Below are 13,278 nucleotides of genomic sequence, written 5' to 3' on the forward strand. Positions count from 1 at the left end.
CGCTTTCTTTTCAATCAACAATTTCAGTATAGTTATTGTACGTACATTTGTCAATTTTAGCTAAAGGTTATCGTTACAAGGTTAATAAAGGTGTTGGAGGCATGTTATTTAGGAGCAAGGATGAGCTTTTGAACGACTGCAATGATGAACTATAATAGACGTAAATTGGCGTAAAATAAAGGGATAATAACATCGATGCTATAACTGTTGTTGTATTTTATACGATATTTGTTAACGATATCATTATATGTACGTACAAGTATGTAAATGACGATATGAAGTGCTGCTACATGCTCATTCCGGGGCGATTGATCTATGCGCACCTAATCAATCCCACATAAACAGTATGAAAAAAGACCGTCATACGTAGATGCGGTCTGATTAATGATAACAGCAACCTATTTTTCGAATGCAAACGATACATAAAACTGATATGCTGATCCATTCCGCCCGATCGATGCGCTATGAAAGCTCAATCTGTCTCATCGTCCGCATCGTCAGCCTGCAATGCCTCAATCAATCCGAGCGCTTCCTCATGCTGCGGTTCCATCTGCAATAACCGTTCCAAATAATCGCTTGCCTGCTGCATTGCTCCAAGCTCCAGACAACAGATCGCCAGACAGTAAAATACCGTCGCGACCACATCGTCCTGCTCCTCTGCGATCGATTGTTCCAAATAGCTGCGTGCTTCCTCATACCGCTCCATCTCGAACAGCACCAGTCCTGTATCGAGCGCCAGATCATAACGCTGTGCCATCGCATAATGAGACGACCACATCCGTCTAATTCCGTGCAGCAAATCAAGCATTTCCTCATCGCTCGCTTCCGGCAGCAGCAGCGAAATGCGCTCCGTACTCTGAATAAAAAATTCCGCATCATAATTGCCTAGCCGCCAAAAAGCGAGCCATTGCGGCAATTCCAGCTCATCGATTCGTTCATCCATCCACTGCTTCAAACTATAAAAGTCATCCGGTCCAAAGCGCGCCACCGCCCGATCGTATGCCAAGCGTAAACCGGAATAACGGCGCGGCTGTGCCACATGTAGCATACAGCCTACATTAATGCCGTTATAATGATGCCGTGGAAACATAATTTGCGCCCCTTGCTGCTGGAACACATAGCCGATCGCATGATAATTTGCATTAAGCGAAAATCCACCGCCACCATTTAACGTAAGCTGGGGCGGTTCTTCCAAATTCCAGCTATCCAGCAAATGCTCTCCTTTGTCAGCGGTAATGAGCACAAAGCCCGCCGTCGACAAAGCATTTAAACGCTGCAAACAATCGATGCTAACTAGCGGCAACAACACATACGCATCTTCCAATTGCTCCCGATACAGCGTCAACAAATCGGCATACGGATGATCAGGCTGTTCATATGCCGGTGTATGACGATACGTATAACTTAGCCCGGTGTACGTAAAATGATCGTCTATTGCCTTATCCGTTTCGTTCACTATGTCGGATCGATCGGTTATGGAAGTTGTATCGATGATGTTCGTTTCAGCGGACATCGTAGCCTGTTCGTGCATATGCTGCTCATTGTCCACATCACGATGCTCAGCCGTCCCTAACGCAAACTCAGGCGCTGCCAACTCGTCCAGCTCCACCTCCGCTTCATACACCTGCCCATGATCAAGCCGGATCAATTCCTGCGGCAAACTGTCAAAAAAGTAATTTGCAACGAGTACGATCGGCTCCTGCAATCCGCCTGCACGTAATGGATGACCACTCACCGCAAGCGTTAGCTCCGTATCTGACAATGCATCAAAACAGGCAAAATCAAGCACCCCTTGTGCGATATACGTTTGCAGCGCCGGATGCTGCTGCCAAGCAGCCACATTGTCCGCTGCCAAATCGGTCATCACATAACAAAATGACGGCAAATCCTCCACCACTTCATCACGTACCCGACATAATTCATGCAGCATATGAGCAGCTAAGCGCCCAGCACCTGCCCCAATTTCCACGATATAGATCGTTTCCTGCGCCCCTCCTTGCTGCTTGCGATCAAGCAAAAAGGCAACGATCATATCCACATACGCCGCCGCAATCATCGGATTGCTCGTTACATATTGCGGCACTTGATCATTGCGCCAAGCGTCCAGACCATGCCGCTCATAATACGTCCGCAACAGCTGCCAAATAGGCGCCTCGCTAAAACGATACCGTTGCCGTTGATTCAATTGTTCTGTCATAGATAAAGTCCTGCTTTCTTCAATGTTGTTGATGTTATCCATCATACTACAGATGCACGAACCGATTCAGGTCTTTGGCAAAACAATACCAGGCATACAAAAGACAACAGAGAGCCGCAAACTTACGACTCCCTGTTGTACATATCTGTTGTACATATATGATTGTTTCTATGGGGTTTGCTTCATTATTCATATTAATCTAATCTACATCTAGAATACGTAGCCTCAGCCCAATTACACGCCAGCCCACACATCTTTAGCATACCGCCCCTGCTGTTGTAGCCTATCCAGCCAAACCGCAGCTTCTTGCTCATCTTTGCCATAACGCGACTGATAAGCGGTTCGTAGCGCTTGTTCCACATCGGGTGCCATACGTGTGCCGTCTCCGCAAATGTACAACATTCCGCCGCGCTCGTGCAGCACATCCATAATTTGCTCAGCATTTTGCGCCATTAGATGTTGTACATACGTTTTCTGCTCTGGCGTTTCACGTGAAAAAGCGGTATGCAAGCTGACGATGCCCTGTTGTGCATAGTGCTCCAATTCGTCGCGATACAGGAAATCCGCCGCATTTCGGCAGCCAAAATACAGATGCGCTTCGCCCAGCTCTTGCCCTTGCTGCTGCAAAGCGGCTCGCGCTTGCAGGAAACCACGGAACGGTGCTACCCCTGTACCCGGTCCTACCATTACGAGCGGCACCTGCGGGTCTTGCGGCAATTGGAAACCGGATTCTGGTGTGCGTACAAACACGAGAATTTGCTCCTGCGGCGTGCGTTCAGCAAGATAATTGGAGGCGATACCTTTGTATGTGCCTGATCCATTGCGGGCAGGTGCATTTACGACAGCGACCGTAATGCTCACCCGCTCCGGCGTTTGTTTTGGTGAACTGGAAATCGAATAGTAACGTGGCTTCAATGCAGGCAACAACTCCAAAAAGCGTTCAAACGGCATTTCGCACGCCATATATTTTTCCAGCAAATCAAGCATCGTTACCCGTTTGTACAGCACTTCGCTATAATATTGTTCTTCTTGCAGCAATTGCTCCAGCTCGCGTTTATGCGGCGGACAGACGGTGTAAGCTGCTAATTCACGCAATTGCGCCCGGCTAGCGGGTTCCTGCAATTCAACGCTTGATGTGAGCAGCTCCTGCAAACGTACCGGACGATCCAGCGGCAAATGGCCTGCACTCCAGCCGCTGGCGGTCAACACGACCTGATCGCTCGCTTGCAACCCGAAGCGCCGCAGCGCACGCTGTACTAGCTCTGCCGGATTGTGCGGCAGCACGCCCAGATGATCGCCTTCATGGTATTCCATATCATCCGGCAACTGTAGCTCAATATGGCGTGTACTTCGTCCGCTGCCCGCTTGCTGCAATTCACGATTGTCCAGCACAGTAGCATACACCGCTTCATACGACGAAGCGAGCGGCGTCTCCGCCACATTGCTCACAAACTGCAAGCTAAGCGCAGCGCGTTCCTGCTCGGCATCCCGGTTAAATCGCAGCCCAAACGCTTCGATTGCATCCGCCCACATCGTTTGCTTCCAATCGTCCAATTGCTTTTCAAAATCACCGCTAGCATCGCCTTCACCGCGAGCGGAAAAGCGTTTCGCACCCTTTTGCTCCATCTGCTCGTCGATCATACGTGGCACCTGCTGATACGTGCTCGCCCAGTTATGATCACCACAGCCGAATACGGCATAAGTAACACCTTCCAACTCGCCCTCATCTGCATTGTCAAGCCATTGCAGAAACTGTACGGCATTGGTCGTCGGCTTGCCATTGTACGATGAAGCGACGATTAGCAACGCACCTTCGCGCGGCAAATTGCCAACACGATCATTGAGCGCTGCCACCTCGCTGCGCACCCCGTGCAAACTGGCGGTGTCTGCGAGCGAACGGGCAATCGACTCTGATGTGCCCATATTGGAGCCGTACAGTACTAACAGTGGTCGATCATTGAGTCCGCTTAACGCACCTACTCGTTCCGCTGTAACGCTCTGCTGCTTGTCTGTGCCTATTGCGGTAGCCGCTACATTGGCTTCGGCACCTCCAAACGCTGGCAGATGATCGCTGCGCAATTTGACTTTAATCGTAAATCGATCCGGTTTGAGCGTGAGCGTCTGTTTGATCTTCAGCTCATAATTGCCGTTAAACGCCAGCTCAAAATGCTTCAATATCATCCCCAGCACGAGCACCGCTTCATGCAGTGCAAACTGCATCCCGATACATGCACGTTGCCCGTTGCCAAACGGCTTGTACGCATGACTTGGCACTTTAGCCGGATCAGCGAAACGCTCCGGTTTGAACTGTTCGACATCATCGCCCCATGCTTCCCGGTCACGATGCAGCTCCGGCAAAATGACGCGAATTTCATCGCCTTTGGCAATCGCATATTTGCCGCCGATAATTGTATCTTCTTTGGCATACAGACCGATACCTGGCGCTGTTGGCCATAACCGCAACGATTCGTTCAGCACCATACGGATATACGGTAATTGCAACACTTCCTGATACGTCGGTACATCGCCGGTGATGACACGTTCCGCTTCCTCTCTTGCTTTGGCAAGTGCAGCCGGATTTTTCAGCAGAAAATAGGTCGCAAATGACAGCAATCCACTCGTCGTTTCATGCCCGGCAATTAGAAACGTAATCATCTGGTAGCGAATATTTTCATTATCGAGCGTCTCGCCGGTTTCCGGATCAGCCACATTGAGCATCCGTGCGAGCAGATCGGTTTCGCCGTGATCGCCCTGCTGCTGACGATCGGCAACAATTTTGTCGACGAGCGAAAACATCGATTCGATATCATGCTTGTATTGTTTGCGTTTAGCGACCATCAGCTTGCTTTGCAGCGGTGAACGGGTCGTTGCATGCATCGCTTCATCGAGCGCACGCACCATACTTTGAATAAACGGATTCGCTTCCTCACGGTAAAAGCTATTAAACCGATAATTAAACCCGCACAGACCGATCGTATCGAGCGTTAACCGTGTCATATCTTCCGGCACATTAACCGCTTCATCCGGGTTTAGCCTTGCCCATTTTTGCACAAGTTGCAGCGCGATATCCGCCATCATACTATGATAGCCTTTCATCGCCTGCTGACTGAACGCAGGCATCAAAATGCTGTGTGCCTTACGCCAGTTCGGTTCGTCCGTACGACTTGTAAACAGCCCATCGCCGGTAAAATCACGTACTTTTTCCAATGAGCCGCCGATACTTTTATCAAAACGCTGCTCATCCTCAAGCTCTTTCATCAGCTCCTGCCCTGTCACAATCAGGACGGAATGCCCACCCATATGCTCAAACCGATAAATCGGCCCATACTGATGCGCCAGCTCACCGAGCGAAATTGAAGGGGTATCACGATCAATAAGCGGAATACTGCCCAGCGGCCCATACGTTTTGGATTGCGGAATCGATGTATTTTTTTCCATGTTGTTCGTACCTCCCGATTAATGATGCATATATGTCAGTGTTAGTTTACCGATCCATTAAGACAAGCGAATGCCTGCATTGTTCAGCCACTCGCGCAGTGTGGTCGTATTCCAATTCAGTGTAGAATGGTCGTTGCCCATCGATTGCTCCATCATGCTCGCTAGTGTAAAACCGGAAAAATACTGCTTGAGCAGCCCATCCGCACCAGCGAACACATCATTTAGCAGCTCGACGCCGCGCTCCACATACGTACCATCTTGAAAAATATTGCGCATCACGCCACCATCTGCATACAATGACAGCTCACCTTCCATCGCTTCGATCACATGTAACAACGTAATTTCAGCAGGCGCCCGTCCAAGCGATAGCCCGCCATTATTACCAGGTGCTGAACGGACGATGCCTTGCAACACTAACTTGCGCGTAATTTTGCGAAAATAAGAACGGGATACACCAAGAATATCGCTCGCCCGATCCGAGGATAATGGCACACCCGGCTGCTGTGTAGCGAGCAAAACGAGTAAACAGATCGCCTGCTCCAAGCTCGGATTAAATTTCAAATGCTCAACCTCCTTATTGCGCACTTCATTTGACCATACGATCAAACGAATGAATTACGAATCTATGACAGCTCATCATCCATCATTTCAAACTGGACATTTCATATCCACAATGATGTCGTATATCTATTGTAAATCTCTCCCAACCTACATTTCAAGTTTACGCCTCAGTAACCCGTTGACGTAAACTGCATGCTAAATAACCTTTCCCCAGCCAGACTGCCGGGAAAAGGTTCGTTTACATCTGTTATGTTTGCGGATAATGTACGAACAGGCTATACAGCGTATACGCTCACTGATCGGCTATATTTTCCACCCTTCATATTATCCTACAGACTATAAGAGCAGATGATAGCACATTGGAGAGCGTACTTTCTGTTATCTTTTACGCAAATAACATACGGATTCGCAGCGATCTTTCAAGCAGATCAACGAGCATAACAGCTTGCACGATTCGCAGCGATCCGTTAGCGTATATGCCTTCATTTGCGATCGATATGTTACAAGCCGTCTATGCAAAATTAACGCTGACGCTCCCAATAATCCGCCGGCAAGCCAAGCTGCTGCAATCCGTGCTGCAATTTCTCGCTAACTGTCGGCTGATTCCGATACTGCTGCCACAGCTCGGCATAATACGGCAGTAAACGTTCATCGGCAATCATGCCCCAATATAGCACAATTTGGTGCCGAATCTGTGGCGAAGCGTCAGCCAATAGTTGCTCCACTAGCTGGATGTCAGCAAGTTTGTCAGGACAATCTTTGGTCGCATAAATCGCCGCCAACTGTAACTGTTCATCCCGACTAAGCAATGCAGTGGAGAAATCGCGCAACATTACGCCTGCTTGTCCATCCAGACTGTACCCTGCATAACGTAGCGCTTCCGCGTTATCGATTCGGTGCAGTTGCTGCACAATAATCGGCACAAACTCCGCTGTATTCCAGCGTTCACGCGTATGATAGACGATCTGCAAACCGCTCAGCAGCTCATCCGCATCATCGGACTGTAACAATGCAATGACATAAGGCTTACCTTGCGGCGGCGCACTTTTACAAATTAAACGAATGGCAATTAAACGCTGCTGACGGACTGCCGCATCATAAGCAGCATCACGCACTGCCAGCGTATGCAAAAATGCTAATCCGTCCGCCGATATCATTTTAAATTTAAACAGCGCATCCAGCACTTCAGCTTGCATAGCCGTATCTGTCGTCTGTTCATACGCCGCTAACAATGTTGCTTCATCCCCAGGCATCCGGCTACCAAACCAACTGCGATCATAATCGAGTATAATTTCATCCAACCAGCGTTCATACCAGTCCACAAAATGATCGTCATATACAAAGAAAAATGGAGTATCCTCATAAAAATCGTTCGTATACACCAATCTACCACGATATTGCCCGTCCAGCACGAGATACATATCATAATCGCACCCTTGTGTACCGATGCACAGCATACCGCCTAATCGCTCACTTTTCACCTGTTCGTATTGCTCATCGGAAATGTTATCATCCGCGATGAGCGGGGCAATCAACTCATTCCATTCCGCTTTGGGCATCCGCGGACGCAATATAGCCGGCAAAGATAATGCGTCCGGTTCGGTATAAGCAGTCGCTTGAGCGAGCGTATAGATGCCATAATACGGCCCGGCTCCACCATTACCAATCGTCAGCAAAAAACAGGCAAACGGTTCCGGTAGCGTTATGCCGTGCATAGCCTGCCACCGTTCCAATTCCGCTCGCTCCAGCGGCGGTTGCATCGTATATTGATGCGAAGCGGAACCGAATTCCGTAAACTCGGTGTCGTTCGCTTTAACCTGCTCCAATTTACGCTGAATCGCTGCAAGCCGAGTCGCCATATCGTTCGTAGTCATCCGAATCGCTCCTTTGATCGCTGAACTATTTTATACATCCAGCAATTTGTCATGATTCCGCATCTTGATTCTGCTCCACTAGGCAGTGCCTTCAAACCCTCGTCATTTCATCGATCAACATCATTACGTTTCAAAAATGAAATGAGTTACAAAACAGCATAGCCTAATAAACACCAACCCCATCAAGTTGTCTGTAAAACAGTTTGAAAATACGCCCAACACTAGTTCACCATGTCACTGCTGCTGCCCCTGCTCCGCAACCACTTGCTCAATCCCTAACAAAACGACACGCAAACCAAATGCAAACGACTGATCCGAACCCATCAGCTCAAACAATTGATCCGTAAACATACGCCGAAACAAAAAGCTATCTTCTACACGCATCGTATCCATCGTGTGTAGCAATTCCTGCTCCAATGTGGAGTGCTGCTGCTCGGGAATCGCTTCGACCGCACGCATATGCTGGTAATGATCCATCACGAAAAAGAGTACATAATTTAGCAGCGTCGTCACCACTTGCATTTTTTGTTCCGCTTCCAGCGGCGTATCCTCTACGCAACCTAACATATAGTTCATAAACCGAATAATGTCCGGATCGGACGGCATCGTCATCATCATGATCTGCGCTGAGCATGGATAACGATTCAGCACCTGCCGCATCGTGATTGCCAGCTCGCTTAATCGATCCTTCCAATCGCCATTGCCGCTACATTGTTCCACAATCGTTTTGGACACTTGACTCGCCAGTCCCTGATACAAATGCTGTTTGCTTTTAAAATGCCAATACAGCGAAGGTGCCTGAATACCAAGCCGCTCGGCAAGGCGCCGCATACTTAATTTTTCGATCCCATCTGTACCGAGCAGCTCCCAGGATGCTTCCAAAATCTTTTCCTCCGAAATTTGAGGCTGTTGTTTTTTCATACGGGCTCATCCTTTAATTTGCATTTTATCTAACACTGTAAGTTTATACTTTACATTTGGCTATGCTCATGATAACATCTAACACTGTAAGGCACAAACTAACAGTGTTAGATTAGCATCGAATGATCGTTTTTATTACTGTTGTCAATTATGAAGCGATTGCAGCGATACATTAGCGTGACAGTTTATGTAGCTGCATCCCTCTACATCCGCTTCATAACGAGCCATTTCTTTCATAGCTTTATGAACACTTACCGTCACTTGGGTCACTTTATACGCGATGCTTCACATTACCAACAGAAAGCAGTGATACGATGGATACCGCCAACTTGCATTATTTTGAAAAAGCTCCGATTGCCCGATCTGTCGCCTATTTTGCGCTCCCGATTATGCTCGGCACATCGATGAGTGTCATTTATTCAATCTTAAACGCCTACTTTCTCGGCACGCTGCACAACACCGCGATGCTAACCGCACTTGCGCTAACATTACCGTTGCTGGCTGTCATTATGGCACTTGGCAATTTGATCGGTATGGGCGGCGGTACGTTTATTTCCCGTCTGCTCGGCGAAAAACGATATGAAGATGTAAAGCATGTCTCCTCATTCGCTTTTTATAGCAGCTTGCTGCTGGGCATGCTCGTCATATTGGCAGGCTTACCGCTTATTAACAACATTGTCGCCAGCCTCGGCGCTACGCCAGAATCATTTGGTTATACGAAACAATATGTAACGGTTATGCTGCTCAGCTCGCCATTTGTAATCTTATTTTTTAGCCTTGAAAATATCGTGCGTTCTGAAGGCTCAGCAATTACCTCGATGGTGGGCATGATTGTGAGTGTGATCATGAACGTATTGCTCGATGCGGTTGCCATCTTCGTGCTGCATTGGGGCGTAATCGGTGTGGCGACGGCGACGGCTGCCTCCAATTTGATCGGCAGCGCTTTGTACACGTACCATCTCGGTTACCGCAGTCAGTTTCTGACCATCTCGATTCGCTCATTTAAAGCGAGCAAGGAAATAATGAGCAATGTATGCAAAATCGGCACACCGGTGTTTGTTATGAGCGTTTTCTTGGGGGCGATGTCGCTCATGTTTAACTATTTTCTGATTGAATATGGCGATCGGGCGGTGGCGGCGTATGGCATTTCATCGCGCCTGATGCAATTTCCAGAGTTTGTGCTAATGGGGTTATGTGAAGGGGTCGTGCCATTAATCGCCTTTTCATTCACTGCCAACATCGTGCGGATGAAGCAGACGATTCATTTTACGATTAAAACGATCGTGACGCTTGCGATCGTGTTTGGTATCGTCGTCTACCTCGTAGCGGATCATCTGATCGGGTTGTTTACGAGCGATCCACAGTTGATTATGATGGGCAGTTATATTTTGCATGTAACCTTTCTATCGCTGTTCATTACCGGGATAACGACGTTGTTTATGGGCATTTTCCAGGCGACCGGGCAAGGTACGGCGGCATTGATCATGTCGGTCATTCAAGGGGTAACGCTTATTCCGGTGCTGTTTGTAGCCAATCAGCTAAACGGCTTCCACGGTGTCGTCTGGTCGCTTGTCATCGCCGATACGGTAGCATTTCTCGTTGGCGCGGGGCTGTTGTACAGCTTGCGGCATCGACTACAGCCGGATGTGGAAAGTTTAGTGCAATAACATCATCTGATGTAGTAAGATCGTGTTCTAAAAAAGTACATTTCCATTTGTGCGCATATAAGCATAAAGCCCACCAAACTTCTCATTTGGCGGGCTGTTATTGTTATCTATCGCTTATAATTCATGCTGCTATCGTTTTATTCATGTGTAGCAGTCTAATTTAACTTAGGCTACTCAAAATGAGTACGATGATTCGAACTTTTACAGCTCTCCCATCTACTTACTGCTGCGCTATTACTGCCGCTCCTCCACCCGCACCGGCTCCTGCGCATATTCTAGCCCGGCGCGATACGCCTGTTCTAACAAGCGCTCATAATGTGCCGGCTCCATTCCGCCTGTCTCATACAAAAATTCCACTTTGGAGTTGGATACTCCGCAATAATCGGCAATGCCAACATTAAGCAAATGCGTAATCGCTTCCCTGTAATTGCGCTTATCCATCTGCGCCTGTGATACACCTGTCAGCGTCAGCCACAAAACTTGCTGCAAATGAAGCTGATTGGCGCCATAAGCAAAACCATTATTCATCACCCGATCGATATACCCTTTCAGCATTGCTGGCAAATGCCACCACCAGAGCGGAAATACAAACGCTACCGCATCATGCTGTTGGAGGCGCTGCATCTCCCGCTGCACTTCCGGCGAAAACGTTTGCTGCTGCACCGTCATATCCGGCTCATCGATCCCCCGCAAAATCGGATCAAAACCAAGCGCATGCAAATCCAATAGCTCATACGTATGCCCGGCGTCTGTCAGTCCCTGTGCCAAACGGTTTGCCGCTTGAAAAGTCAATGAATCCGGTCTTGGATGCGAAACTACAATCAATACGTTCATAGCGTTATCATTCCTCGCTTTGTAATGGATATGCAGAGTAGTCATTCCCCTGTGTCTGATGCTATTATAAACATGGTTACAGACACGCGGAAGTACGCACTTTGATGTGCCATAGGCACGTTTATGTACGTTAGGAACATCCAAGTACTTGCATTGTGGCGACGAGGAGCAGCGCACAAATCGATCCGCATCTATCGATCATCACTAGCGCTCGCCTCGTTCCGTACGAGGGCAAACGATACGCTCTCCATATCCAATCTTGGCAAAGGAGGAATTAACTATGACCGACCACACCGAGCCAAATGACCAGCAGCCTATCAAAAAGTACAAAGTCGGCGTTGAAGCTGCACTCGAAGTCATGGGCGGCAAATGGAAACCGCTAATTATTTACCATCTCATCAACGGCTCCAAACGCACATCCGAGCTGCGCCGCCTTATTCCGGAAATTACGCAAAAGATGCTAACGACCCAGCTCAGAGCGCTTGAAAAAGACGATATTATTTTACGCAACGTATACGGTGAAATCCCGCCCCGCGTCGATTACGAACTGACAGCATATGGACGAGGACTCAAGCCTGCACTCGATTTGCTCTGTTATTGGGGAGAACAGCATCTGGATAAAGTATACGGAGATAAGTCCAAAGTGTTGGACAAATTTTGAGCATTCCTTTTTATTTAACACAGTGCGCGGCAAATAATACACAAATCAATCGCCCTGCTTCATTTTACGCAAAAGCGCCGCTTTACCGTAGCATAATTGTGCAAATCTGCCTGCAACCCCACGCTGTACATGAGCTTGTGAAACGACACGGTTCCAATAGGATGGTGATGTAATTATGCAAATGCCGTTACACATGCATGTCTTATTGCACCTAATGTTGACATCCACATGCTTATCAACTTTATACATGCTCCTATCTTTTGCATGTTGATCCGCTTCACACGTATCGGCATCTCTTACGGCTTTGTCCGCTTTAAGCATGCGCTTGCCTCCAGCTATCCTCCAACCGCTGTTGCTGATGTAAATGATGACGATAATGCATCTCTACCAGCCAAAACCATTCCCATGCGTTCAGTCCACCTAAGCGCGGATGCGTAGCAGTTGGTAGCGATAGCTCAGCACGTTCAGCACAGCTTTCGCTATGTTGTTCAACATACGCTGACTTCCTCTGCTCTAGAGTATCTATTGCCTCGCCATCCATACTGTCGATTTCCCATCCATTCACCGCTGATCTTGCCAGCCACTGTGCACGCACATCCGTCACAACTGGCGCCACTTCAACCATCTGACGAACTGTTTCCTGCAACCCATTTATCAGTTGCTGCTTATTGTCCGGCTGTAGTGGCGTATATTGCGGCGATGGCGGCACTTGAATACGCTCTGCGGGAAAACTGCCATATTGAAATAATGCTTCACCTTGCAGCGTTTTTGGCACATTTGCTATACGTGTTGCATGCTCCGCTGCTATCTTGGCATAATCGGCTTCAGTTACATACATCCCCGCTACCGCCAAACAATGCCGAACATGAGCCAATTGCATTCCCTGTGCAGATTGAATAAGATGCATTAGCATCTGACCAAGCGACCATTCATCTACGGCAGGTTTCCATAGCAATTGCGCTAGCGATACACGCTCCAACGTTTCCACATAATCATTCACCGTTTGCTCCAAACGGCGTAATACTTCATGGACAGCTACCTGTTTCGTTTTATTCATTGCTTAACCAGCTCCTTATAGGCAATATGGAAGATGGATTCAGCATAACAAAACGCTACTGACAGCAT

General features: G+C 48.2%; 9 protein-coding genes. 2 read left to right on the forward strand and 7 right to left on the reverse strand.

Annotated features, from left to right (window positions below; translation table 11 throughout):
• Positions 1 to 472: 472 nt before the first annotated feature.
• The 5 genes from U1I11_RS15740 to U1I11_RS15760 all read right to left on the reverse strand — a co-directional run bounded on the left by U1I11_RS15740 (position 473) and on the right by U1I11_RS15760 (position 8,991).
• Positions 473 to 2,197 carry a tetratricopeptide repeat protein gene (locus U1I11_RS15740; protein WP_322907096.1) on the reverse strand — a complete coding sequence of 575 codons (1,725 nt, stop codon included), beginning with the start codon at positions 2,195 to 2,197 and terminating at the stop codon, positions 473 to 475.
• A 234-nt stretch (positions 2,198 to 2,431) separates the two neighbouring features.
• On the reverse strand, positions 2,432 to 5,635 hold the full coding sequence (locus tag U1I11_RS15745) for a bifunctional cytochrome P450/NADPH--P450 reductase (protein ID WP_322907097.1): 3,204 nt from the start codon (positions 5,633 to 5,635) through the stop codon (positions 2,432 to 2,434).
• Between the two features lie 57 nt (positions 5,636 to 5,692).
• On the reverse strand, positions 5,693 to 6,196 hold the full coding sequence (locus tag U1I11_RS15750; RefSeq protein ID WP_322907098.1) for an RrF2 family transcriptional regulator: 504 nt from the start codon (positions 6,194 to 6,196) through the stop codon (positions 5,693 to 5,695).
• Between the two features lie 521 nt (positions 6,197 to 6,717).
• A complete protein-coding gene (locus U1I11_RS15755) occupies positions 6,718 to 8,070 on the reverse strand; it encodes an SMI1/KNR4 family protein (RefSeq protein WP_322907099.1) in 1,353 nt (450 codons plus the stop codon).
• 234 nt (positions 8,071 to 8,304) lie between these two features.
• Positions 8,305 to 8,991, reverse strand: coding sequence for a TetR/AcrR family transcriptional regulator (locus U1I11_RS15760; protein WP_322907100.1), 687 nt, complete (start codon positions 8,989 to 8,991; stop codon positions 8,305 to 8,307).
• Between the two features lie 314 nt (positions 8,992 to 9,305).
• On the opposite strand from U1I11_RS15760, the gene U1I11_RS15765 reads away from it, so the two are divergent.
• Positions 9,306 to 10,658, forward strand: coding sequence for an MATE family efflux transporter (locus U1I11_RS15765; protein ID WP_322907101.1), 1,353 nt, complete (start codon positions 9,306 to 9,308; stop codon positions 10,656 to 10,658).
• Positions 10,659 to 10,892: 234 nt separating this feature from the next.
• On the opposite strand, the gene U1I11_RS15770 is transcribed toward U1I11_RS15765, so the two are convergent.
• The gene (locus U1I11_RS15770) at positions 10,893 to 11,492 is read right to left on the reverse strand and encodes an NAD(P)H oxidoreductase (protein ID WP_322907102.1); all 600 of its coding nucleotides are present in this window, start codon (positions 11,490 to 11,492) and stop codon (positions 10,893 to 10,895) included.
• Positions 11,493 to 11,772: 280 nt separating this feature from the next.
• Here U1I11_RS15770 and U1I11_RS15775 point away from each other — a divergent pair, with 280 nt between their 5' ends.
• Positions 11,773 to 12,153: a winged helix-turn-helix transcriptional regulator gene (locus U1I11_RS15775; protein ID WP_322907103.1), complete on the forward strand. Its 381-nt coding sequence runs from the start codon at positions 11,773 to 11,775 to the stop codon at positions 12,151 to 12,153.
• A 313-nt stretch (positions 12,154 to 12,466) separates the two neighbouring features.
• On the opposite strand, the gene U1I11_RS15780 is transcribed toward U1I11_RS15775, so the two are convergent.
• A complete protein-coding gene (locus tag U1I11_RS15780) occupies positions 12,467 to 13,210 on the reverse strand; it encodes a DinB family protein (protein ID WP_322907104.1) in 744 nt (247 codons plus the stop codon).
• Positions 13,211 to 13,278 lie beyond the last annotated feature (68 nt).

The sequence above is a fragment of the Paenibacillus campi genome (assembly GCF_034659835.1).
Taxonomy (GTDB): Bacteria; Bacillota; Bacilli; order Paenibacillales; family Paenibacillaceae; genus Saccharibacillus; species Saccharibacillus campi.